This is a genomic window from Solimonas marina (assembly GCF_012241385.1).
In the GTDB taxonomy this organism is placed as follows: domain Bacteria; phylum Pseudomonadota; class Gammaproteobacteria; order Nevskiales; family Nevskiaceae; genus Solimonas; species Solimonas marina.
In genome coordinates this window covers 1-24,176 of the sequence record NZ_JAAVXB010000009.1, presented here as the reverse complement: position 1 = coordinate 24,176, position 24,176 = coordinate 1, and the positions used below count along the sequence as shown (strand labels likewise).

Genomic DNA, 24,176 nt, shown 5'->3' with positions numbered 1-24,176 from the left:
TCCAACTCACGCGGCCTTTTCAGCGTGCAGCGCGATTCAGCCATCACCACCAATAAATTCAGAGGCTTGCGCTGGGCGATTTTTGCTCGATGCGTTTACTGTGCCACGTGTGCCCCTCCGGGGGCACACGTGTTTCTGGCCGCTAAACGCACAAGAAGAGACCGCTCTCCTCATGTTCATACGCACCCAGCGTGTCATCACCAAAGCGGAATGGTGAGCGCGCTATCTCCGTACCAACGCAACTTGAGCGGCGCCCCCGCGTCGGCGATGGTCTCGGCGCTGACGTCCTGCCCGGTGCCGTAGTTGATCTGCGCGTAGGGGTTCTTGATCACGCTCAGCACCATGACCAGCCGACTGCCCTTGGCCATCGCGCGACTGGTCATGCGGCCGGCGACAAAGCGGAGGTGCGTGTGCGCGCCGGGCGTCAGGAGATGGCGGGTGCTGCGGTCCTGCACGTAGCTGGCACGGGCCATGTAGTACGAGAGCCGGAAGTAGCGGCCATCGGGCCGCTGCTCGTAGAGATCAACCTCGAAGTCGAAGTCTTTCTTGTTGGCGACGACATCGAAGTCGCCGCGAAACAGTCCGTTGAGCTGTACGGCTTGATCGAAGGGCGCACTGACGAACACCAAGCCGTTCCAGTCATCGATGCTGCGCGTCGGAATCTGGCCGTACTCATCGAACGGATCCTGCGCTTTGCGTTCTGCCAGGTCGACAATCAGCGGCGTGACCGCGGCGTTTCGCGGCGAGGCGGAAAGGCGCTGACGCGATTCCCCCTCGCCCGGAGTGAGGTAGAAGCGCCGCTCCGCCGCATGCATCGCGGCAATCGACGGCACGTGGCGCCAGACGTTCGCACCCATCACCTCGAAATTGACGCGATCCTTGAGAATCGCCGGCCTGGGTTTGTGTTTGAACACATAGTCAAACCAGTCATAGCGCAAGGCCCCCAGATCGATACGCGCAGCCGGGTCGATCTGATAGCCGTCGATGCTGTCGCGCGGCTCACCGAGGGCGTTGATGGTGCCGCGCTGCCCGGCCGCGTGATCGTAAGGGCCGATCAGAAGATAGCTTTCCGCGTTGGGGGCGTACTCGCGGTGCTGTTGGTAGTAGTACAGCGCGCCGATCTGGCCACCGTCGTAATAGCCCGTGGTCGTCAGAACCGGAATGTCGATCTTGGCGAAATCCTGGCGATACGGAATCATCGATTGCCAGTACGCGTCGTAGGACGGGTGGTCGAGCCAGCGCTCGAACGCCGGATTGGGCGTGCCGTCGATCTTTGGCAGGTCGCGGTAGGCCCGGCCGCTGTCGTACCAGTGGTCCTGCATACGAAACCAGCGCGCGCGATCGTTCAGCATCGCATCGTCCAGCGTCTTGTTGGACAAGCTGTACAACGGCCAGTAGTAGACAAAGCTCTGGAAGACGTTGCCCTCCATCGGTACGTCGATACCGGGCGCGGCGGAAACGGAAGGCATCAGCGCCTTCAAGGCCTTCGGCAAACGCTTGGCCGCCGCCCATTGCGTAAAGCCCTCGTAGCTACCGCCATACATGCCGACGCGGCCGTCGCTCCACGGCTGGCGCGCGATCCAGTCGATCACGGCATCGGCGTCCCGGCCGTCGTCCTCGTAGGCGACCGGCGCATCCGGACTGCGCCATTTCCCGCGCGTGAATCCTTCCACGCCCACATAGCCATGAGCGGCGCTGCGACGCGCTTCGTTGAGGCTACTCTGGGGATCCGCGTAGATCGTGAAATTCAGCAAGGCCGGCAGCTTGCCTGAAAGCCGGCGCAGCCTGACCACACGAACCGAAATGCTGGCGCCATCGGCCGTCGGCACCTGCACGTCCTCGATGATGTAGCGCCGTGCGTCCTCGGCCTCGATCAGCGGTCGTGCATATTCGGCGAACGCCTGGTAGGCATCGTATCGCTGGTAGGCGCTCAATAAGGCCAGGGACTCGGCAACCGATAGTTCAGCTTGGGTTTTCGCCGCCTTCAGGGCTTCGGCAAAGCGTTGCGCAAAGGGGTAGTAGATCGGGCTGATGTCGATTTGGCGCACAAGCAAGGCAGCCGTCCGGTCATCGAGAGGGTCGACGACCTCGTGGAAGGCCTTGGCAAAACGCGCTGCCGTCAGCCGGCCATCACGGCGTGCGCGCGCCAGCATCGCGAACTGCAGATCGCGGGCGCCGGCCTGCATGACATGCCGTCGAATCCGCGCGTCACGCAACGCCGCAAGCGTGGCGGCGGCCCTCGCCGGCTGCCCGGCGATCGACTGCAGGCGGAAACGCATGTCCAGTCGCGTCTCGCGATCGCCGGGAATTTCGCGATCCAGTACAGCGAGCGCCAGCTTGGCCATGGCGGGCGCCGCCGTTTCGACGGTCGTGTCGGGCGCTACGCGCAACGGCGGCGCCCGCTCGGGCTGGACAGTGGCACTCGCAACCGTGAACACGCTGGCGGCGATCAAGGCCCCGCCGGCCAGAGAAAAAGTCAGGAATATCCGCATCGTGAGCGCCTCCGTTCAAGCGCACGGTAGCGGCGCCGGAAGCGCGTCAGACGGAAAATCGGTCAACGAACCCGTGACTCAAGCGAACGGGCACGGCAAAACGGTCAAAGGATGCGTGTGCGGAGCAGTTGCGATCCGGCGCGACTCGCCCTGACCGTGCGGCCATTGCTCATGTGCACCAGCAAGCGCCCGCCGCCCGCAGACTCGGCGCGCTCGATGCACGCCACGTTGATAATCGACGAGCGATGAACGCGCAGGAAGCGCACCGGATCGAGCGTGCGGGTGAACTCCGTCAGCGTCATTTTCACCAGGTAGGTGCCATCCACAGCACTCACTTCTACATAGTCGTCGGCCCCGGTGATGCAGACGATTCGATCCAGGTCGACCGGCAGGATATCCTCCCCGCGTCGAATGAAATGTCGGGACGCGTCGCGGGGTGGCGCCGCAGGCGGGGGTGGCACAGGAAGCGGCGGCGAGACCTCGGGCACGGCCGGATGCGACGCCAGCCACAGCTGGCGCTGCCAGGCCTGTAGGTAAGACAGCATCGCGATCACCGCATACGTCGTCGCATTCTCCAGGAATTGCCAGGCATTGCCGCGCGCCGATAACGGCACCACGGTGAAGTGTGCGACCGACAGTTCGTTGAGCATGGCCAGCAGCACCAGCAACAGCCAGAGCGATAGCGCCGAGAACGCCAGCCCGAGGCCGAGGTGCCCCACGAACTGCCGCCATCCACTGCGTCCCACGATCCGGGCAATGATGACCCGCCGCGCCGCGCCCCCGAACACCACCACCGGCACAATATTGGCGGCCGCACCCCATACGGCCTGACTCAGCCGTTGCTCATGCGTGACGTAGAGCGTGACAGCGTAGGCGCAGAACAAGACCGCGACCGCAGCAGCATCGAAGCCGGGCCGGCCAAATGCCAGCCTGCTTGCGGGCGGCACGCCCTGCCGTAGATCGTATTCGGCTGGCAAGCTCATGAGCCTGCGCGCGCCTCACCACCAGCCGCAGACGCCGGCCAGCACGGCATCGACCACGCGCGAATGTCCGGGCGTAACCCGGACCACATCCTGAGCCGACGCGCTGCGAGCGTCGGGAGATCGGCGAACTGATCGAGCACGGCGGCCTTCGCGTCGGTGAATAGACCACGGGCCACGCACGGTCATGTCGATCACCCGTGGGCCCGTCTGCCGCCGACCTTATCACGCGACTGCCACACCATCAGTCAGCTGCAGATGCCAAAAAAAGCAGCGCGCTCCGCTCGCTTGGGAAGCCATGCCGCTGCCGGCAGCAACAAGCTCAGGTATTGAGCCTGCCGCTACTTAGGCTGTACGGAGCCAAAGCTCCGGAGCCGTCCGTGATTCCTGAAATTCACCTTTTGCAGCGCGACACGCAGTTGCTGGCCACGCAGTATGAGACCCGTAATCATCCGAACCAGGCATGGACCGGCGATGAGCGCCGGCGCTGGGCGCCGGAGACGGTGACCGTCCTGCGCCGCGTCAAGTACGAACTGGGCGTCAGCACGGCGGACCTTGCGCTGAAGCGGGCGATCGACGCGGTGTGCGGGATGTTCGAGCGCCGCGGCGCGGTAAGCCCGACCGCCGAGCAGCGCCGCGCCTGGGCGGAGGATGCGATGCGGTTGCTGCGGCAGCTGGAGACCGAACTGGGCGAACGCCCAAGCGTCGTCGCAGCCAGCGATATCAGCAGCGCGTGGCAGGCGCAGATGCGCGATGGCCGCCGGCCGGTCAGCCTCAAGAGCACGCGCCAGACCCCATCGTCGTTGCGCTCCCACCGGCGTCGCGGACACGATCGTGGGGCAAGAAACGCGCATTCGATCGAAACAGCCGCGGCGTCACCCCGCACTCGCGCGCCGACCCGGCGCAAGCGCGCCGCTCAGGACACGACGCAGCCCGTGCAGGCCGCGTTCACCGCCTGGTAGTGCCCGTCGGGCTTAGGGAATGCCGAGCGCGGCAGGCACCCGCCGCGGAGCATCCTGGGTGCCCGCCGCGGGGGGCGCGTCGAGCGCCGCCGCCCAGGCCTCGGCCGAAACCGTGGGACCGTCGCCCTGCCCGACGTGAACGGTCGACGCATAGACCGTCGGCGCCATCGTCGAAGGGCCGAAACGCCCGGACGCCGCATCATAGTTGCCGTCCATGATCTGACCGACCAGGGCATCGGCGGCCACCGGTCCGGGCGCTGGCGGCCGCGGCACCGACGTCAGGGTCTGCCGTAGCGCGCTGCGCCGCAGGAACGCCACGATGGCGCCTGCCCCGCCGGCGGCGGAGCAGCTGCCCGGCGGCAGCGCGAAGGTTTCATCGATGTAACGGCGCTGCACGTCGAGGTAGTCGTGATGCGCATCGAACGCCAAGGACACTTGATGCTCGATCGCGGCGGCCGTGTTGCTGACCGGGCCCAGCTGCCAGAAACCATAGCTGGGGTCACGCTGCCATTCGACACCGTGCGCATTCAGGAACAGGCACGGCCGCGGCCGGAACACGAATTCGGAGACCTGGCTGCTGACATCGCCCAGATACAGATCAGCGGCGCGCGTATAGCTCATGTCGATGCTGCGCTCGCTGCCCAGATCGATGTGCAGATGCGGCAGGCCGACAAAGCGCTGGAACGGCTTCAGATTCGAGGCCCGCGGCGGATCGAACAGGCGCACGTGCGGCGCAAAAATCAGGTTGTAGCGCTGGCTGTCGGCAAACTGCTCAAGCACCGACATCCCGAAATGCGGCCATGACGACAGCGATCCGCGGAAATGCGGGTTGTACAGCACGGTCGGCCGATCGTTGTCGAACAGGTGCGGCGCGGCGCTGGCGCCCGGCCGCAGCCAGTCGAACTTGGCGTAGACGCCGACCGCGTAATCGCCCGGCCGGATCAAGCGCTTTTCGAGCAGGCGCTTTTCGATGCGATGCCCGGCCATCAACACGAAGTCGAATTTGACGACGTCCTTGGCGAAGCCGATTTCGCGGTCGCCGGCGCCGTGGCGGGTCCAGATCAGCTTCGGCCTGGTGACCCCGATGCGGCGCAGGAACAGCGACGTGCGCTCCGGCGTGGCAATGGCGTCGAAGCCGTTGAAGTAGTCACGGTTGAGCCACAGCGCGAACTGCTTCCAGGCCAGCCGCTCGCTCGCGACGCGGGCACGGTTGATCGGGTCGAGCCGCAGGCAATCGAAATGCAGCGGGACGCCCGGGGCGTACTCGTTGACCAGGCGCTGGATGAACGGCAGGTAGCGCTCGCCCGGGTAAGCGATGTGCACCTCGCATTCCGGGTGACGGCGCGCCAGCTCGATCGCAATCGGCAGCGAGTGCGGAATCTGATGAAACTGAGCGATGTAGGGAAAGACGATCTTCATTGATCGAGCAAGCTCCGCGCCTCTGCGACAACCTGATCCACCGTAATCGCCGTCATCGCCGCACGGCAGTGTGCACATTCACTGTGATGGACTCCGCAAGCTTCGTCGGAGTTCCCGGTGAGGCAGACATGAAAGTCATAACCCGTCACCTGCGGCGGCGTATATCCCCCGAACAGGACAACTGCAGGCGTCTTCATCGCTGCCGCTGCATGATGCAAGCCACCCTCCGGCCCAATATAGAGCCGTGCCGCCGCCAGAAACGGCAGCACATCGCGAAAGCTATGGGTCGGCACGCGCATCACGCCCGGCAGCAGTGGCGTCTCTGGCGCACCGACTTGCCAGACCTCGATCGTCTCCGCCAGCTGTTGCGCCACCTCGGCGTAGCGCTCGAACGGCCAGCGTTTGCCGGGCGCCGCCTCCTGCTTGCAATGCGGCTCGATCAGTACGAAGCGACGCTGCGCCCACTGCTCGCGGACCGCTTGCTCGGCATCGGTCAGCACCAGCGGGGCCGGAGCCGGGCGGTAATCGAGGCGGTAGCGGAAAAACCCGAGCAGATCGACCAGCCGTGTATCGGGCACCCGACGCCGGAGCCGGCTGCGCAGCGGGTGGCGCTCACGAAATGCGCGGCGCATCGCCGCATGATCGTGGTACGGACGGTAGGCGCGATACGAGATGACCCACGGCAGTTCACCGGATGCCGCCTCCGCCTCGCTGGCGAGGAAATCGAGGCCATGCGTCAATTCGGGGTAATCGATGCGACGGCAGCGGCCGTCGCCGATCGCGACACGGCGCTTCTGCGGGTCCGCCTGATGAAGGCGCCAGGCATCGCCGATCGCCATCAACTCATCGCCATAACCCATTTACATCGTCCTCGTCTCACCAAGCGACCGGACCGCCGACGACATTGTCGGGTTCTGCGTCTGGCCGGCATCTCTCGGCCTCTATACGATACTGTGATGCGTGAACCGTTCGTGAAAATCTTTGCCGGCTGCGATCCCAACGACTGCGACCTCGAGCAGATGATGGTGCTCGAACACAGCGTCCGGAAGCGCAGTTCCCTGCCGGTCGAGATCGAGTGGATGCGCCTGTCCCGCGACCCCGCCAGCCACTGGTATTCAGATCCCAGCCGCGGTGAAGGCTGGCGGACCGAGCGCTGGGCGACCCCGTTTTCCGGTTTTCGTTGGGGCGTGCCGTCGCGCTGCGGCTACGAAGGCCGCGCCATCTATATGGACACCGACATGCTCGTGCTCGGCGACATCGCCGAGCTGTGGACCATGCCGATGCCGGCCCCGGCCGTGTTCGCGGCGCGCACCGACCTCGACATGCCGCGTTATTGCGTGATGCTCTGGGACTGCGCGGCGGCACGCGAGATCCTGCCGGATGTCGAGCAGCTACGCGCACGCCCGGAAGCGCACCGCGAGATGACGCGCTGGTGCGCCGAGCATCGTGAGCGCGTGCAGGCGATGGACCCGGCATTCAACAACATCGACGGCGAAGACGGCCCGGCCGACGCAATCAAGATCCTGCACTACTCGGACATGGGCACGCAGTTCACGCACGAGCGTACCTTCGCCAGGCTGCATGCCGAGGGCCGCTCGCACTGGTTCGACGGCAAGGTCATGCGCCATCCGCGCAGCGATCTGGCGGCATTGTTCGAGGCCGAATACCAGGACGCGCTGGCCGCCGGCCGGTCGCCGGACGACTATCGCGCGCAGCCCATCTTCGGTGACTTCCCGAAGAAGTCGGAGCGGCGCCACAAGGGCAACCCGGTGACGCGCCCCGCCTTCAGCTGGCGCCGGCTTTTTGGCCACTGACGCTGCCGTTCCGGTCTGGCTGCTGACCGGCACACGACCGGGCGAGATCACCCAGCAGCGCGCCCTCGCCCACGCACTGGGGCTGCCGTTTCGCGAACTGGCCGTCGCTCGCCAGCCGCTGGCCGGTGGACATGCCGAATTCGACTTTGCAGCGCTGCAGCCGCCATGGCCGAAGATCGCGATCTCGTTCGGCAAGACGCTGGACGCCGCCGTCGAACTGCGTCACCGCGCGCCGCAGGTGCGGCTCGTGCAGATCGGCCGGCCGCGCGGCGTCGCCTGGGACCAGATCGACCTGATCGTGCCCATGCCACAGGACGTGATACCGGACGGCGACAACATCCAGAAGATCCGCATGCCGTTCAACCCGGCGCCGCCGGCACCCGACGCGGCGATCGTCGAGCGCCTGCACGCACAAGACTGGCCACGGCCATGGACGCTGCTGGTGCTGGGCGGCGTGAGTCGTCAGTACCGCTTCGACGCCGCCACCGCCGGGCGCTTGCTGGCGGCGACCACGGCCCGCGTCGAACGTCAGCGCGGCACCCTGCTGATCGCCACCAGCCCGCGCACGCCGAACGACGTTCTGCGCCTGCTCGACCGGCGGCCGGCACTCCCCGGCGAAACCTATCGCTTCGTGCGCGGCGATGCTCAGAATCCATTCGCCGCCTATCTGCACCAAGCCGATGAAATCGTGCTCAGCGGCGACTCGCCGTCGATGCTGGCCGAATGCTGGCGCAGCACCAAGCCGGTGTGGGTCTGGCCGCTGCGCTACACGCCACGCTATTGGCTCAAGCGCCAGAGCCGGCATCTGATTCCGCAGGCAACGATGCGTGCCGGACGCAGCGCTGCGGCACTCGATATCAACCGCTGGCTACGGCAACTGGCCGACGACGGCCATATCGGGCTGTTCGGGCAGCGGGCCGCTCAGCGCCCGTACCGCGCCGAAGATGACGACGATCTGGCCCGCGTCGTCGGGCGCATCCAGGCGCTGCTGCGTTGACGAACGGTCAGCCGCGCGGGGCCTGTGACCAGAGCGCCAGGTACTGATCGAGCGCCGCGTCGAGCGAGAACGCGCGGGCGCGGGCCAGCTGTGCTTCACGGTCCGGCGATGGTGCCGACAGCGCCCGATCCATGGCATCGGCAAACGCCTGCGGATCCCCAACCGGTACCAGCGTGCCCCAGCGTCCGTCCTCGAGGATTTCGGCCGGGCCGCTCGGGCAGCGGGTGGCAACGATGCGCAGCCCGGCCGCGAGCCCCTCGACCAGCGCATTGCCGAAGCCTTCGGCGTGCGAGGTCAGCGCAAACAGATCGCTACGCGCCATCCACGCCGCGACGTTCTCGACCCGGCCGGGCAACGCCACCTTGTCGGTGAGCCCGTCGCGCGCGACCTGCGCTTCGAGATCGGCGCGCGAGCGCCCTTCCCCGAGAATGATCAGCCGCGCATCGCGCCGCTCGAGCAAACGCGCGAAGGCGCGCAGCAAGTCGTCAAAGCCCTTCACCGGATGCAGGCGCCCGACCGCGATGACGACCGGCACGGTTTTGTCGCGCAACCAAGCATGCTCGACCGGCGCATCCATACCACGTACGAAGTCTTCGCTGAACGCCGGGTTGTAGATCGTGTGCAGCAAGGCCGCCGGCACGCCGAACTGCTCGCGCAGATCGTCGGCAACGCCGTGACTGACGCAAACCACGCTGTCGGCGCGGCGAAAATCCCGGCGCACGGCGCGGCCCAGCAACCAGTACTTGAGCTTCTTGCGCCAAACCCGGTCGCCGGACAGATTCTCGTGCTGCGTCAACATGATCTGCGCACGCGCGCCAACCCTGGGCTTGAGCCGCGCGGCGGTCAGATTGAAATCGTTGAGCGCCGCGACCAGGCGCACGTCGCCGCTTTCGAGCAAGTAATCGCGCAGGCGCCGCGTTGCGCGCGGGCCACGGCGGCCGAGCACCACACGGCCGATGCGTGGGTCGAGCCGCGGCTCGTCGCGGAACTTGGCCGGCGGCGCTTCGGTCAGGACGTCGACCGTATGGCCGCGCGCCACCAGGCCGTTGGCCAGTGCCAACACCCATTGCCGGACCCCGCCGCCCGACTTCTTCGGCCAGCCCATCAGATTGCAGTAGAAAGCGATCCGCATGGACCGGGCACCCACTTCGTTGCGCATAAAGGCCGGCATTCTGCGCGACGCGCGCGCGGCTGTCAGCGGCCGGTGCGCGGTCGGCTAAGATGCGCGTACCGCGACGTCCCCCACTGCGCATGAACGGCATCTCGATCCTGATGTACCACCAGGTCGGCAACTTTCCGACCGTCAAGCTGCACCGTGCCAGCTATACCAACCTGGTGCATTTCCGCCGGCAGATGGCGTTCCTCAAACGCTGGGGCGCCAACGTACTGACGATGACCGAGGCGGTTGCCGCATTGCGCGGCGAACGGCCGATCCCGCCACGCGCGGTGGTGCTGACGTTCGACGACGGCTATCGCTCGTTCATCGATACCGCCGTGCCGGTCCTGCAGGAGTACGGCTTTCCGGCGATCGTCTATGTGCTGGCCAGCAAGGCTGGCGACGACGCCGGCTGGTACGCCGTTGACGGCCAGCCGACGCCGCCGCTGATGACCTGGGACGAGGTGCGTCGCCTGCCGGCGCTGGGCATGGAAGTCGGCTCACACGGCCTGTTCCACACGGCACTCAAGGGCGTCGATGCGCCAACGCTGCGCGCCGAGCTGGCCGACAGCAAACGCATCATCGAGGACCAACTGGGGCGCGCGGTGCCGCACTTCTGCTACCCGTTCGGCTCGGTCGATCAGGCCGCGATCGATGCCTGCGCAGCGGCCGGCTACAGCTCGGCCGTCACCTGCCAACGTGGCGCGGCCTATCCGGCACTCGATCTGCTGGCGCTGCCGCGCAAGAGCATCCGCCAGGGGCATGACATCCCGATGCTGCTGTGGAAGCTCTACACCAAGAACGGCCTGAAGGGCGCGCCGCTGCATCGCAGCGCGGCTTGAGCGCTCAGCGCCGGCAGCCAAAATGCGGCGGCTGGCCCGGCGGCGCCGGCTGCGCACAGGGATTCGGCGGCGCCGCCGGAATGAAGCCGCGATGGCCGATGTCCAGACGCTTGAGGTCGACCCCCTGCGTCAGTACCGATTGATAGACCAGGTTCTGCAGGTAAGCCAGCCCAGTGTCGTCGCGCTTCTGTCGCAGATCGCGCCGGCCGCTTTGTATCGTCGACACCAGTAGCGCAAAGGCCTCGGCGGCGCGCTGCTTTTCGATGTCGGTCATGAACATGATTTCCGGGCTGCGGCGCAGATACCAGACGATCTGGTTGCGCGCCGCGCGATACTGTTCGGAGCTGACGTCAGCGTGGTGCACGACCTCCCAGCTGCTGACGTAGTAGGCGGTCATCACATCGCCCAGATCGCGGCTGTCATAGCCCTCGCGCGACAGGTGATGATCGAATTCCTGCCACAGCCAGTCGCTGCTCAGCGCCGTACGGATTTGCACCGCCTGCTGCGGATTGGCGTAGACCATGCGCTGGGCCAGCTGCTGCCGCAGGGTCGGGCCGATGCCGTCGGACACCTGAAAATGCAGCTCGGCACGAACGTTGGAGTTGTAGCGCGGCGCCATGGGAATCCGCATCACGCTGCGCTCGCCGGCCGCCAGCGTGGCGCTGCCGATCTTCTGCAGCAGGTTGCGGTAGAAATCCGCCGACCAGTACAGCGACGACAGCGCCGTCAACGGTACCTCGGCATAAGAGCTTGCCGTACTGCCGGCGGCCGGCAGTGCAAGACACAGGCCCAGCAGCGCCACAAGGCTCCGGACTCGCCAGTTTTTCAGCATGTGATTCGCCGTGCTGCCGGGGCGTCACTGCCCGGGCAACCGCATCGATTCGCAGATGGAACCGGCGCCCATCCTTGGCGCGCCGAGCCGTGATTTTACCGCATTGCAGCAAAATCCATTCCCGGCGGCTGTCGGAAAACGTCGTCAGTCGTGCGCGGCGATGCCGATTTCACTGGTGCCGTCGTCGCGAAGGACCGTGGCAATCGGTTCGAGGTCCCAGCCGGCTCCACGCCAGGCGTCGAGCCCGCCGAGTAGCGGCCGCACGTCGTTGAAGCCCAGGCTGCGCAAGCGCTGGGCGACCAGCGCCGCCGAGACCTCGTTCGGGCAGGCGCAATACAGCACGACCTGTTCGCGCCGTGTCAGGTCGCCGACCGCGTGTTCGAGCTGCGCCAGATCGATGAGCCGCGCCCCCGGGATGCGCCACGGGTCCTGCTGCTGCCCCTCCGCAGAGCGCGCGTCGATGACGATCGGCGTCGTGCCGGCGGCCATCAGATCATAGAGTTCGTCGACCGAAATCCGGCTCATTTCCAGGGCCTGCAGCAGGCGCCGACGCCGCCAGGCGCGAAAACCGACGAAGATCACGAGAACGGTCATCACGGCCGCACCGATGCCGAGGCCGAAGCGCTGCAGCAGGCCCAGCACGGCATCGACCTGGCCAGCAAACGCGTAACCGATGCACAGGCCGGCCGCGACCCACAGCACCACGCCCAGGATGTCGTGCAGCGCAAAGCGCGCGAAGGGCACGGCGGCGACTCCGGACATCGGCACCGACACCACCGACAGGCCCGGCACAAAACGCGCGACCAGCAGGATGCGGATGCCGCGGCGCGCAAAAAAGGTCTCGGTCTGCCGTACGCAGCTGTCCTGCGACAGCGACAGACGGCACAACAGGCGCAAGACCCGGAACCCATGCCGACGGCCGGCGTAATACCAGAGGCTGTCGCCGAGCATGCCGCCGGCCACGGCGCCGCTGAACGCCAGCGCCGCAAAGCCGGCATGGGCGTGCGGGCTCAAGGCGGCCATGCTGCCGGCATAGATCAGCGCGGGCAGCGTCGGCACCGGCAAACCGAGCGCCGCCGCGCTCATGCACGCACAGGCGAGCAGACTCGACAGCAACTGCGGATCCCAGGTTTCAAACATCGCGGCCACGCTCCGATACGGCGCGCAGTGTAAGACCTGACGAACGGTCGCGACATGCAGCCTCCGGCACACGGCGCTAAAGTGCGCGGCCTCCCCTTGCCCCTTCAATCACGATGGACAGAGAAGAAACGCAGGCAATCGCCAGCCTGGTACACAAAATCGAAGAACAGCTCATCGAGCTGCGTGGCGCCGAAATCGCCAACACCCTGGCGCTGCGCGCGCTGATCGATGCGCACCCGGACGCCGAAGAGCTGCGCACGGCAATCGCCACCGACCTCGGCGACGCCTGGCCGGCCGACCCGCAGGCCGGTACCGAAGAGCGGGCCCTGCGGAGCGCCGTGCAACGCACGCTCAAGCAGCTGGGCTGCTAGCACCGCAGCGCGAAAAGGCCGGATCGCGCGCTCGCCGCGATCCGGCCGCAGGGAACCCTGCACCCCTACGCTGGTCGGGTGACGCTAGGCGTCGGCGCTCAGGCATCGCACACTGCGTGTACATCCGAGCACGCCTGACACGCCCATGTCTGCTGCCCAAGGTTCCGCCGACGAGCCGATCCGCCCGCCGCGGTCCGATCTGTTCGATCTGCTCGACGCGCCAGCCGAACCGGCATTCGAGCAGGTCACGCGCATCCTGGCCTCGGCGCTGGGCGTGCCGATCGTGGTCCTGGCACTGACCGAGCACGATCGCCCGCTGATCAAGTCCTGCGTCGGGCTGAATCCACGCCAATCACAGCGCGATCGGGCGTTGTGCACGCAGCTGGCGCTCGCCCCAGGCACTGTGCTGATCGTCGACGACTTGCACGCCGATCCGCGCTTCTCGCAGCACCCGCTGGTCATCGAACAGCCCCAACTGCATTTCTACGCGGGCGCACCGATCCGCACGACTTACGGTGCCGTCGTCGGCACGTTGTACGCGCTAGCCCCGCAACCGCGAACCTTGTCCGACGCGCAGCAACAGGTGCTGACGGACTTGGCGGCCGTCATCGCCCGCGAGCTCGAGCAGCGGCAGGAAGCGCTGTCGGTTCAGCGGCTAATCCTGAACCTGCAGGAGCGCCTGGAAGAGACCGCGGTGCGCTATCAGTCAGCCTTCGAACTCGCCGCCGCCGGCATCGCCCTGGTGGGCCTGGACGGCAGCTGGATGAAGGTCAACTCGGCGCTGTGCAAGATACTCGGCTACAGCGAATCGGAGCTGATGCGACTGACCTTTCAGGATTTGACGCACCCTGAGGATCTCGACGCGGATCTCACCCAGCTACAGGACCTGCGCGACGGCTGGATCGACCGCTACCGCATGGAAAAGCGCTATCGCCGCAAGGACGGACACGTCATCTGGGCGACGCTGTCGGTGGCACTGCGCCGTCATGCGGATGGAGGGCCACATCACTTCATCTCGGTCATCGAAGACATCACCGAGCAAAAGGAAACCGAGCAGGCGCTGCGCCGTCTGCAGCACGATCTGGAACGCCGCGTCGAACACCGCACCCGGGCGCTGGAAGCAGCGAACCGGCGCCTCGGCGACTCCGAGGCGGAACTGCGCTCGGTGATCGAAAACGCCCACGACGCCTATGTCTGCATCGACGCCCAGGGCCTGGTCACCGACTGGAACCATCAGGCGGAAATCACGTTCGGCTGGACGCGTATAGAAGCGCTGGGGCGTGCGCTGGATACGCTGATCGTGCCGCCCGACATGCGCGAGGCCCACCGTCGCGGCCTCGCCCACTACCTGAACAGCGGCGACGGCCCTGTGCTGAACAAGCGCCTGGAACTCAGCGCGGTACGGCGCGACGGCCAGCTGTTTCCGATCGAACTGCGCATCTGCCCGATCGAACTCAATGGTCGGACGCTGTTCAGTGCCTTCCTGCACGACATCACCGAGCGCCGTCAGGCCGAGCTGCGCCGCGAACGCGAGGCGCGCCAGGATGCACTGACCGGACTGCCGAATCGACGTGCGCTGTTCGAGCAACTGCCGCTGGCGATCGAGCGCGCCCGCGCCGAGCACAGCACGCTGTCCGTGCTGTTTCTCGATCTTGACGGCTTCAAGCGGGTCAACGATTCGATGGGCCACGAAGTCGGCGATGCGCTGCTGCGACAGGCCGCCGAGCGGCTGTCGGCGTGCCTGCCGCCGGGCGCCCTACTGGCACGACTGGCAGGCGACGAGTTCACCGTGCTGCTCGCCGACGACGATGAGGCCGGCGCCGAGGCCCTCGCGATCGCGCTGCAACAGGCCATCGCCGGTGCTGCCGTCATGCTCGATGGCCGGGCGCAGTATGTCGACGTCAGCGTCGGCCTCGCGCACTGGACCGCCGACCAGCCAGCGACCACGGCCGATGCACTGATGCGTGAGGCCGACGGCGCGATGTATCGCAGCAAGCACGCCAAGCGCGAGCGCTTCCGCAACGCGACGTCGACGCGCTGACACCGCGCGTCGACCTTGGCCTACTTGCGCCGCAAGGCTTCCAGCAGCGCGTCGCCGAGCGAGCCCTGTTGCGGCTTGCCGCGCGGGGCATCGCGACCGCGTGGCGCATTGGCCCGTGGCCCCGGCTGACGCGTCGCACTACCGTCGTCCTTCTTCATCGACAGCGCGATGCGCTTGCGCGCCGCATCGACGTCGACCACGCGCACCTTCACCACGTCGCCGGCCTTGACCACCTCATGCGGGTCCTTGACGAAGCGATCGGCGAGCTGCGAAACGTGAACGAGGCCGTCCTGGTGAACGCCGATGTCGACGAAGGCGCCGAACGCCGCAACATTGGTCACCGTGCCTTCGAGCACCATGCCGGGCTTGAGATCGCTGATCTCGTGCACGTCGTCGGCGAACGTCGCCGTGCGGAACTCCGGGCGCGGATCGCGGCCCGGCTTTTCCAGTTCGGCAATGATGTCGCGCACCGTCGGCAGGCCGAAACGCTCGTCGACGAACACGCGCGGATCGAGGGCCTTCAACGCCTTGCTGTCACCCATCAGCGCACGCACGTCGCGGCCGCAGGCAGCGACGATGCGCGTCGCCACGTCATAGGCTTCCGGGTGCACCGACGACGCATCGAGCGGCTGTGCACCACCGGAAATGCGCAGAAAGCCGGCGCACTGTTCGAAGGTCTTCGGCCCCAGGCGCGCAACATCGAGCAGATCCTTGCGCGTCTTGAACGCGCCCTGCTGATCGCGATGCGCGACGATAGCTTCGGCCAGCGACGCGCCCAGACCCGACACGCGCGCCAGCAGCGGCGCCGACGCCATGTTGAGGTCGACCCCCACCGCGTTGACCGCGTCCTCGACCACCGCATCGAGCGCACGCGCCAGCCGGTACTGATCAACGTCGTGCTGGTACTGGCCGACGCCGATCGCCTTCGGTTCGATCTTCACCAGCTCGGCCAGCGGATCCTGCAGGCGCCGCGCAATCGACACCGCGCCGCGCAGCGACACGTCGAGGTTCGGGAACTCCGCGGCAGCGGTGGCCGACGCCGAATAGACCGACGCACCGGCCTCGCTGACGACGATCTTGATCGGCTTCGGCGGCGCCAGATGCGAGAGCAGTTCGGCGACCAGCTTGTCGGTCTCGCGACTCGCCGTGCCGTTGCCGATGGCGATCAACTCGACCTGGTGCTTGGCGATCAACCGCGCCAACTCGGCCTGCGCGCCGCGCACGTCATTCTTCGGCTGGAACGGATAGACCGTCGCCGTATCGAGCAGCTTGCCGGTGTTGTCGACGACTGCGACCTTGACGCCGGTGCGAATGCCCGGATCGAGGCCCATCGTCGCCTTGGCGCCAGCCGGTGCGGCGAGCAGCAGATCCTTGAGGTTCTTGGCGAACACATGAATCGCCTCTTCCTCGGCGCGCTCGCGCATCTCCGTCATCAAGTCCATCGCCAGCGAGAACGACAGCTTCACGCGCCAGGTCCATTTGGCAACATCGAGCAGCCAGCCGTCGGCCGCAGCACCGCGCTCCGGAATCGCGAATGCGTCGGCGATCATCTTCTCGGCCGGCTTAAGCGGCGATGGATCGTCGACGTCGACTTCGATCTCCAGCGACAGCACGTCCTCATTGCGCCCGCGCAGCATCGCCAGCACGCGATGGCTCGGCGCCGTCGCCCAGCGCTCGTGATGGTCGAAGTAATCGGAAAACTTGGCGCCGGCCTGCTCCTTGCCGTCGAGCACCTTGGCGCGCAGCGACGCATGCGTCTTCATGTGCGTACGCAGACGACCGAGCAGATCGGCGTCTTCGGCGAAGCGCTCCATCAGAATGTCGCGCGCACCGTCGAGCGCTGCCTTGACGTCGGCGACCTCATCCTTGACGTAGGCGGCGGCGACATCGGTCGGCACCAGCGTGCGGTCGTCCATCAACGCATCCGCCAGGGTCTGCAGCCCGCGCTCGCGAGCGATTTCGGCGCGCGTGCGACGCTTGGGCTTGTAAGGCAGGTACAAGTCCTCGAGCTCGGCCTTGGTCATCACACCGGCAATTTTCGATTCGAGCTCTTCGGTCAGCTTGCCCTGCGAGCGTATCGACTCGAGCACCGTGTCGCGGCGCGCTTCAAGCTCGCGCAGATAGCCCAGACGCTCTTCGAGCAGGCGCAGCTGCGTGTCGTCGAGACCGCCGGTCACTTCCTTGCGGTAACGGGCGATGAACGGCACCGTCGCACCCTCGTCGAGCAACTCGACGGCGGCGGCGACCTGACGTGGCTGGGCGGCGATTTCAGTAGCGATGAGACGGGCGATTTCGTCGGCTTTGACGGACATGCAGATCTTGTTTTCGTGAATGAGTGCAATAAAAAGGCCGCGGCGATCGGCGGCTCTGTTCGGCGGCGCGGGGCCGCGGTGGGCTCGTCCGCGGCAACGCCGACGGAGGCTGGCGCAGTGTGCCGCAATCGCCCCCGCTTTGCACTCGCGCGCGTCATCGCGACGGGCGCAACGACGTTCGCCGGGTTTCACTGTGCCGACCATGCGGCAGGCGCCTACAATGATCGCGGATCGGCTGGTCAGACGGGTTCACACCAGAGACGAACCCGGCGGAGGATAGATGAGCAAGGAAACCTACAAGGGTGCAGCGGGCGGCTGGGACGCATTGCTGAGTTCCTATCAGCACATCAAGGAGCAAGGCATCGTCAGTCTTGGTTCGCTGACCATGCTCAAGGCCAACCAGCCCGAGGGTTTCGACTGCCCCGGCTGCGCATGGCCGGACAAGAACCATCATTCGACATTCGAGTTCTGCGAAAACGGCGTCAAGGCGGTCGCCGCCGAAGCCACGGCGCGACGCGTCACGCCGGCCTTCTTCGCCGAGTACAGCGTCAGCGAACTGGCCACGCACGACGACTACTGGCTCGAAGGCCAGGGCCGCCTCACCGAACCGATGCGGTACGACGCCGCCAGCGACCACTACGTGCCGATCAGCTGGGACGACGCGTTCGCCAGGATCGCCGCACATTTGCAGGCGCTGGACGACCCGAACCAGGCGCTGTTCTATACCTCCGGCCGCACATCCAACGAAGCCGCGTTTCTTTACCAGCTGCTCGCCCGCGAGTACGGCACCAACAACATGCCGGACTGCTCGAACATGTGTCACGAGCCGACCAGCGTCGGCCTCGCCGAACAGATCGGCATCGGCAAGGGCACGGTCACGCTCGACGACTTCGAGAAGGCCGATGTGATTTTCAGCTTCGGTCACAACCCCGGCACCAACCATCCGCGCATGCTCGGCGAGTTGCGCACCGCGGCCAAGCGCGGGTGCAAGATTCTGGCGTTCAATCCGGTGCGGGAACGCGGCCTCGAACGCTTCGCCAATCCGCAGTCGCCGGTCGAAATGACGACCGGCGGCTCGACCACGATCGCCACGCACTACTACCAGCCGCGGCTGGGCGGTGACCTCGCCGTCGTCACCGGCATGCTCAAGTGCGTGATCGAAGCCGGCGATATCGATCGTGCATTCATCGACGCCCACACGACCGGCTTCGACGCCATCGCCGACAGCGTGCGTGCGGCCGATTGGGCGACGATCGAGATCGAATCCGGCCTGTCGCGCGAACAGATCGAACAGGCGGCAACGATCTTCCGCCAGTCCAAGGCCGCCATCGCCTGCTGGGGCATGGGCATTACCCAGCACAAGCGCGCGGTCGCGACGATCCAGATGATCGGCAATCTGCTGCTCAGTCGCGGACACATCGGCAAGCCGGGCGCCGGCCTGTGCCCGGTGCGCGGTCACTCCAATGTGCAGGGTGACCGCACGATGGGCATTTACGAAAAGCCGTCGCCGCGCTTCCTCGACAAGCTCGGCAGTGCCTTCGCGTTCGAGCCGCCGCGCGCCCACGGTCATGACGTGGTCGGCGCGATCGAAGCGATGATCGCCGGCGACGCCAAGGTCTTCATCGGCATGGGCGGCAATTTCGCGGTCGCCACGCCGGACAGCGAACGCACGCAGGCGGCGCTGCGCAACTGCGCGCTGACCGTGCAGGTGTCAACCAAGCTCAATCGCTCGCATCTCGTGCAGGGTCGCGACGCGCTGATCCTGCCCTGCCTCGGCCGCACCGAGATCGACATGCAGGCCGGTGGCGTACAGGGCGTCAGCGTCGAGGATTCGATGAGCATGGTGCACATCTCGACCGGCATGAATGCGCCAGCCTCGCCGCAGCTGCGCTCGGAGCCGGCGATCATCGCCGGCATCGCGATGGCTACGCTGCCGAACAGCCGCACGCCATGGCAGGACCTGGTCGCCGACTACGACCGCATTCGCGATCGCATCGCGATGGTCGTCGACGGCTTTGACGACTTCAATGCTCGTGTCCACCAGCCGGGCGGCTTCTATCTCGGCAATTCGGCGCGCGATCGGCAGTGGCGCAACGACGCCGGCAAGGCGCTGTTCTGCGTACATCCGCTGGCACCGACGGTCGCACCCGATACGCAGCTGCTGACGCTGATGACGATGCGCAGCCACGATCAATACAACACCACGATCTACGGCCTGCATGACCGCTATCGCGGCATCAAGGGCGAACGTCGCGTGTGCTTCATCAGCCGCAGCGATCTCGACCGGCTTGGCTACGCCGAAGGCGATTGGGTCGATATCGTGTCGGTCTGGCACGACGGCGAGCGCGTCGCCACGCACTTTCGCCTCGTCGAGTACAACATCCCGGCGGGTTGCATCGGTGCGTACTACCCGGAGACCAATCCACTGGTGCCGCTGGATTCCTACGCCGAGCGCGCACGTACACCGACCTCGAAGTCGATTCCGGTGCGTCTGCAGCGCAGCAGCATCGACGTAGCTGCCTGATGGATGAGACCGCTGCCGCGCTGCTTGATCTGGTCGGTCGCCATGATGGCCTGTCGCTGGCACGCGCCGCCAAGGCGCTGCAGCTGAGCCAGAGTCAGCTGCGCCGCCTGCTGGCGGCGCTGGGGCCGGACACGACGATCGGCGGCCTCGATCTCATTGTGGTCGATGACGGGGAGCCTGCTCGCCTGCACCTGACAGCGCGTGCGCGTGAGCACCTGGAGCGCGCGTAATGAGCCGGACTCCGCTACAGGACGTCGCCGCCGAGCGTCGGCACGGCACCGAGCACCGGACCAGTGTCGAAACCGTTGCCGAGGAAACGCCGATCGCCCTCGTTTACAACGGTCGACCGTACGCCGTGATGATGGCCACACCCGCCGATCTCGACGACTTCGCGGTCGGGTTCTCACTGAGCGAAGGCATCGTCACGCGCGCCGACGAGATCGAGGTCGTCGATCGCTTGCACACCGCGCATGGCATTTCGTTGCAGATGCTGATCCCGCAACGTCACTATGCCGCCGTCGACTCTCGTCATCGCAACCTGACCGGCCGCACCGGCTGCGGCCTATGCGGGACCGATTCGCTGCAGAACGCAATACGGCCGGTGCGCCGCGTCAGCATATCGGCGCAGCTCGACATGGCCACTCTGTTGGCCGGCATGTCGGCACTCGAAGCCGCGCAGCCGCTCAACGATCAATGCGGCGCGACGCACGCCGCGGCATTCATTCATGGCCAGGGACAGTTGCTGGTTCGCGAAGACGTCGGCCGTCACAACGCCATCGACAAGCTGGTCGGCGCCGCCGCGCGCCGTGGCGTACGCGGCGACGCGATGCTGGTGACGTCACGCGCATCGTACGAAGTCGTACACAAGGCCGCGCAGGCCGACTGCCCGATTGTCGCCGCGATCTCGGCACCGACGGCCCTGGCGATCCGCATCGCCAACGAAGCCGGCATCACACTCGCCGGCTTCACCCGCGAAACGCGACTGACGCTTTACGCCGGCACGCTCGCCGAAACACTCGAAACCGGTGCCGGCATCACCGGTTGATGCCCGCCGAGAGCGCCGACGATGTGCGGCGCCCGCGGCGGGATCGTCACAACCGCATCATCACTGCACAAAGACCGGCCCCTGCAGCGTCGTGCCCAGCATGGTACCGCTGGCGCTGCGCAGCGCCGGATCGATGCGCACCGTGTAGCGGCCCGGCTGCACGCCCTGATAGACCAGCACGTACGGATTGCTGCCCAGGCTCCAGTTGCCGGCCACGTTGGCGCCCGCCTGATCGACGACATGAATGTGCTGCGCCGCGTCATTGGCGTTCGCAACGCTCTGCGACAGGCGCACCACCAGGGCCTGCTCGCCCGCCACCGGACCGACGTACTGCACGGCCAGCGCACCGGACTTGTCGCTGCGCCACCAGGCATGCAGTGCCTCGATCGCCGGAGCGGACGGCGCGCGAACCGCCGGGCGCGGGTGATCTTCGGCGCGACGGTGTGACGATGCGCTGGCCGCCGGCGGCGACGCCATCAGGTCGTTCATGTCGGTCGGCTGGGCACCCGCGTTCGCCGACAGCGCGTCGCCGGCATCGGCGTCGGCGTCGGCGTCGGCCGAATCATCAAAGGTTTGCAGTGGCTGCGACGCGGAGTCGTCGGCGCTGCTGGCGGTGGCCGTCTTAGCCTGTGCCGCGCTTGCCGCCGGCGACCCGCTGTCGGCGGTCGACGGCATCGCCGTCGTGGCCTCCGTCGCCGCCTGGAACGTGGTCGGTGCAGACGTCTCCGCCGGCGGCGCGGCATCAGGCCAGGACTGTGCAGGCTCTGCGGCGTCCGCCGTTGCGGCATCACCATACGGGTCTGCGCTCTGCGCCGGCGGCGCGGCAGGCTGCGCCGGCACCCGAGCTGCAGGCGCAGCCGCTGCCGGCTTGGCAGCCGCGACATGCGTCGTGCTACCGGGTTTCATCAGCAGGACCGCGCCGATTGCGAACGCTGCGATGATGGCCGCGAGCACCGAAAACTTCACCTTCGGGTCCGTGCCGGACTCCAATACAAATTCGCCGCTCATCTCTCTCTCCTCCTCAAGACGGCAACGCCGGTACCGTCAGCCATCCACACGACGGGACCGACGGCCGGCGCGCCTTTCATCAAGTCGCCGAAACTGACCGTTGTCGTTCGACGGAGCTGCACTGCAATCGTCGAAAGCATGACCGACAAACTAGACGACAACGATGAACAATGATGGTTGCAACCGTTCGTCAGAAGCCCTGGGACGGCGCCGACGTATCGTCGGCGGCCGGGGCCGGGGCCGGCTCAGGTAACGGGGTGGGCGCATCCGGTGCCGGTACGCTGCCATTGTCCTGCGCTGCGGGTGGTGCCGCGGGGTTCGCGGATTCGGTAATCCGCAACTCGACGCGACGATTGCGCTCGCGACCTTCATCGGTGTCGTTGTCCGCCACCGGCTCGGTCTCGCCATAGCCGTGCGCCGTCATGCGATCCGCAGCGACGCCGTGCTCGCCGAGATACGCCATCACCGCCTCGGCACGGGCCTGCGACAGTTTCTGGTTGTACGCATCGCTGCCGCGGCTGTCGGTATGGCCGGCCACCTCGACGTGAATATCGGGTGCCGCAATCAAAGCGGCGGCCACGTCATCGAGGATGGTCTTGGCATTGAGCGTCAGCGTCGACTTGTCGAAGTCGAAATTGACGCCGCTGAGCGTGATCGTGTCGCCGACGCCGCAACCGGCGAGGTCGACATGCTGCCCCGGCAGCGGCGGATTGCATGGCGGCGGCGGTGGCGGCAACGCACAACCCACGTCATTGACCTGCGTGCCGCTCGGCGTGTTCGGGCACTGATCCCGATCGTCGGGCACGCCGTCGGCATCACTGTCCGTCGGCGCGACCGGCGCCACGACCTGGACCGGTTCCTGCGGCGGCGCCGCCTTCACCGGTCGTGCACCCAGCGGATACAGCAGACCGATCGACACCACCGTATCGGCGAACTTGTTGGTCTCCGCCTTCTTGAACTTGTCGTCGAAGCGCTCACGCACATCGAAGCGCAGGCTGCCGTCATTCAGCCAGCTGATCGGCCCGAACAGGTAGCCGAGGCCGACATTGAAGATATGCCCGTTATTCCCTGCGCCCGGAACGTCGGACACATTCGAAGAACCGAAGCCATACGCCATGCCGGCGGCGCCGTAGAGGCCGGGTACCGAGTTCAGCGGAAACAGCAGCACATCGACGCCGACGCCCGTCAGTTTTTCGCTGCCGCTGCCGCTCTTGGCCGAAAAGTCCGTATAGCTGCTGCTCAATTCCAGATTGAGCTTCGGCACCAGCTCCTTGCCGATCGCCAGCGTGCCGCCCAGTCCGCCATCGGTCTTCCGCGAGCTGTCGGCGAACGAGTACGAAAACATCGGCGAGATATAGAAACGCCCGTCGATCCCGTTCGACGCGGCGTCATCCTGCGCAAAAGCCGATCCGGCGATCAGGCTCAATACGAGGCCTGCGCAGACTGCAAACCTGTTCTTCATCTATCTTCCCCTTATTCCGATCGCTCAGCGCTTCCGAGCCGGCGGCCTTGTCTAATTTCAAAGCGGGACCGCACCGAAACGGAGCCGCTGCTTTTTCCTCTACTGCAACCGCGCTTGCACCACGAAACACCTTGACGGGGCCACCACCGCATCGCGGCGGTGCCCCCTTACATTCCCTCGTTTCCAACCAGTCCGATCTTGTTGACGCCGTTGCGCTGCGCCGCGGCGAGCACGAAGGCCACGTACTTGTATTCGACCAGCTTGTTCGGGCGAATATGAAACTCCGCCTGCTGATCAACCGGCTTGGCGCCTTCGACCTGGAACTGACGTTCCACCGTCGCTTCGTCCATCACCTGGCCGTTCCACAAAATCGTGCCGTCGAAGTCGATCTCCAGCTCCACTGCCGGTGGCGGTGTCGCCTGGCTCGGCGGTGTCGCCTGCGGCATGTCCAGCTTCACCGCATGCGTCTGCACCGGAATCGTGATGATCAGCATGATCAGCAGCACCAGCATCACGTCGATCAACGGCGTGGTGTTGATGTCCACCATCGTTTCCGGATCACCGGAGCCGCTCGTGCCTACGCTCATTGCCATGTTTCGTTCCTCTTGAAGCGGTCGCGGCTCGCGCCGCTCCTACGCAGGTGTCGGTAGGCGCGGCGCAAGCCGCGACCCGCTGTTTCAGCCTCTGGGCGGTGGCTGCGTGATGAAGCCGACCTTGACGATGCCGGCGCGCTGGCACATGAACACCACTTGGCCGACGGCCTCGTAGCGCGCTTCCTG

The 24,176-nt window shown here is 66.3% G+C and carries 19 protein-coding genes and 1 pseudogene; 9 read left to right on the top strand and 11 right to left on the bottom strand.

Annotated features, from left to right (window positions below; all coding sequences use genetic code 11):
- Window positions 1–197: 197 nt before the first annotated feature.
- On the bottom strand, window positions 198–2,153 hold the full coding sequence (locus tag G7Y82_RS14930) for a CocE/NonD family hydrolase (protein WP_168148943.1): 1,956 nt from the start codon (window positions 2,151–2,153) through the stop codon (window positions 198–200).
- Window positions 2,154–2,596: 443 nt separating this feature from the next.
- Window positions 2,597–3,475 (bottom strand): LytTR family DNA-binding domain-containing protein, encoded by an 879-nt coding sequence (locus G7Y82_RS14925; RefSeq protein WP_168148942.1) that lies wholly within the window; start codon window positions 3,473–3,475, stop codon window positions 2,597–2,599.
- A gap of 377 nt (window positions 3,476–3,852) precedes the next feature.
- Here G7Y82_RS14925 and G7Y82_RS14920 point away from each other — a divergent pair, with 377 nt between their 5' ends.
- A complete protein-coding gene (locus G7Y82_RS14920; RefSeq protein ID WP_168148941.1) occupies window positions 3,853–4,434 on the top strand; it encodes a hypothetical protein in 582 nt (193 codons plus the stop codon).
- Between the two features lie 294 nt (window positions 4,435–4,728).
- On the opposite strand, the pseudogene G7Y82_RS14915 reads toward G7Y82_RS14920, so the two are convergent.
- Window positions 4,729–5,853, bottom strand: a pseudogene (locus G7Y82_RS14915) (sensor domain-containing protein); the annotation flags it as partial.
- Window positions 5,850–6,713 carry a glycosyltransferase family 9 protein gene (locus G7Y82_RS14910; protein ID WP_168148940.1) on the bottom strand — a complete coding sequence of 288 codons (864 nt, stop codon included), beginning with the start codon at window positions 6,711–6,713 and terminating at the stop codon, window positions 5,850–5,852. The pseudogene G7Y82_RS14915 and the gene G7Y82_RS14910, both read right to left, overlap by 4 nt.
- 96 nt (window positions 6,714–6,809) lie before the next feature.
- Here G7Y82_RS14910 and G7Y82_RS14905 point away from each other — a divergent pair, with 96 nt between their 5' ends.
- Together G7Y82_RS14905 and G7Y82_RS14900 are read left to right on the top strand one after the other, a co-directional pair.
- Window positions 6,810–7,667 (top strand): glycosyltransferase family protein, encoded by an 858-nt coding sequence (locus tag G7Y82_RS14905; protein WP_168148939.1) that lies wholly within the window; start codon window positions 6,810–6,812, stop codon window positions 7,665–7,667.
- Window positions 7,657–8,664, top strand: a complete 1,008-nt coding sequence (locus G7Y82_RS14900) for an ELM1/GtrOC1 family putative glycosyltransferase (RefSeq protein ID WP_168148938.1) — start codon at window positions 7,657–7,659, stop codon at window positions 8,662–8,664. The genes G7Y82_RS14905 and G7Y82_RS14900 overlap by 11 nt, the downstream gene beginning before the upstream one ends.
- Before the next feature lie 7 nt (window positions 8,665–8,671).
- Here the strand turns inward: G7Y82_RS14900 and G7Y82_RS14895 are convergent, their stop codons facing one another.
- The gene (locus G7Y82_RS14895; RefSeq protein WP_168148937.1) at window positions 8,672–9,796 is read right to left on the bottom strand and encodes a glycosyltransferase; all 1,125 of its coding nucleotides are present in this window, start codon (window positions 9,794–9,796) and stop codon (window positions 8,672–8,674) included.
- Between the two features lie 119 nt (window positions 9,797–9,915).
- Between G7Y82_RS14895 and G7Y82_RS14890 the strand changes: the two genes are divergently transcribed.
- Entirely contained in the window at window positions 9,916–10,662 is a 747-nt protein-coding gene (locus G7Y82_RS14890) for a polysaccharide deacetylase family protein (RefSeq protein WP_168148936.1), read from the top strand.
- Between the two features lie 4 nt (window positions 10,663–10,666).
- Here the strand turns inward: G7Y82_RS14890 and G7Y82_RS14885 are convergent, their stop codons facing one another.
- Both G7Y82_RS14885 and G7Y82_RS14880 read right to left on the bottom strand, forming a co-directional pair.
- Window positions 10,667–11,464, bottom strand: coding sequence for a DUF6683 family protein (locus G7Y82_RS14885; protein WP_168148935.1), 798 nt, complete (start codon window positions 11,462–11,464; stop codon window positions 10,667–10,669).
- Window positions 11,465–11,638: 174 nt separating this feature from the next.
- Window positions 11,639–12,634: a DedA family protein/thiosulfate sulfurtransferase GlpE gene (locus G7Y82_RS14880; RefSeq protein WP_168149106.1), complete on the bottom strand. Its 996-nt coding sequence runs from the start codon at window positions 12,632–12,634 to the stop codon at window positions 11,639–11,641.
- A 113-nt stretch (window positions 12,635–12,747) separates the two neighbouring features.
- On the opposite strand from G7Y82_RS14880, the gene G7Y82_RS14875 reads away from it, so the two are divergent.
- Entirely contained in the window at window positions 12,748–13,005 is a 258-nt protein-coding gene (locus G7Y82_RS14875) for a hypothetical protein (protein ID WP_168148934.1), read from the top strand.
- Between the two features lie 145 nt (window positions 13,006–13,150).
- Entirely contained in the window at window positions 13,151–15,046 is a 1,896-nt protein-coding gene (locus G7Y82_RS14870; RefSeq protein WP_168148933.1) for a PAS domain S-box protein, read from the top strand.
- Window positions 15,047–15,066: 20 nt separating this feature from the next.
- Here G7Y82_RS14870 and G7Y82_RS14865 read toward each other — a convergent pair whose 3' ends face one another.
- Complete coding sequence (locus G7Y82_RS14865; protein WP_168148932.1) at window positions 15,067–17,358, bottom strand: Tex family protein; 2,292 nt, start codon at window positions 17,356–17,358, stop codon at window positions 15,067–15,069.
- Between the two features lie 280 nt (window positions 17,359–17,638).
- Between G7Y82_RS14865 and G7Y82_RS14860 the strand changes: the two genes are divergently transcribed.
- From G7Y82_RS14860 to fdhD, 3 genes are read left to right on the top strand one after another with little or no spacing between them, the layout of a single operon-like run.
- On the top strand, window positions 17,639–19,882 hold the full coding sequence (locus tag G7Y82_RS14860) for an FdhF/YdeP family oxidoreductase (protein WP_168148931.1): 2,244 nt from the start codon (window positions 17,639–17,641) through the stop codon (window positions 19,880–19,882).
- Complete coding sequence (locus tag G7Y82_RS14855; protein WP_168148930.1) at window positions 19,882–20,112, top strand: hypothetical protein; 231 nt, start codon at window positions 19,882–19,884, stop codon at window positions 20,110–20,112. The genes G7Y82_RS14860 and G7Y82_RS14855 overlap by 1 nt, the downstream gene beginning before the upstream one ends.
- Entirely contained in the window at window positions 20,112–20,927 is an 816-nt protein-coding gene (gene fdhD / locus G7Y82_RS14850; protein ID WP_168148929.1) for a formate dehydrogenase accessory sulfurtransferase FdhD, read from the top strand. The genes G7Y82_RS14855 and fdhD overlap by 1 nt, the downstream gene beginning before the upstream one ends.
- A 60-nt stretch (window positions 20,928–20,987) precedes the next feature.
- On the opposite strand, the gene G7Y82_RS14845 is transcribed toward fdhD, so the two are convergent.
- The 3 genes from G7Y82_RS14845 to G7Y82_RS14835 all read right to left on the bottom strand — a co-directional run bounded on the left by G7Y82_RS14845 (window position 20,988) and on the right by G7Y82_RS14835 (window position 23,990).
- Window positions 20,988–21,935 (bottom strand): hypothetical protein, encoded by a 948-nt coding sequence (locus G7Y82_RS14845; RefSeq protein WP_168148928.1) that lies wholly within the window; start codon window positions 21,933–21,935, stop codon window positions 20,988–20,990.
- A gap of 190 nt (window positions 21,936–22,125) precedes the next feature.
- Window positions 22,126–23,397 carry an OmpA family protein gene (locus G7Y82_RS14840; protein ID WP_168148927.1) on the bottom strand — a complete coding sequence of 424 codons (1,272 nt, stop codon included), beginning with the start codon at window positions 23,395–23,397 and terminating at the stop codon, window positions 22,126–22,128.
- 167 nt (window positions 23,398–23,564) lie between these two features.
- Window positions 23,565–23,990 carry an ExbD/TolR family protein gene (locus G7Y82_RS14835; RefSeq protein WP_168148926.1) on the bottom strand — a complete coding sequence of 142 codons (426 nt, stop codon included), beginning with the start codon at window positions 23,988–23,990 and terminating at the stop codon, window positions 23,565–23,567.
- Between the last annotated feature and the right edge of the window lie 186 nt (window positions 23,991–24,176).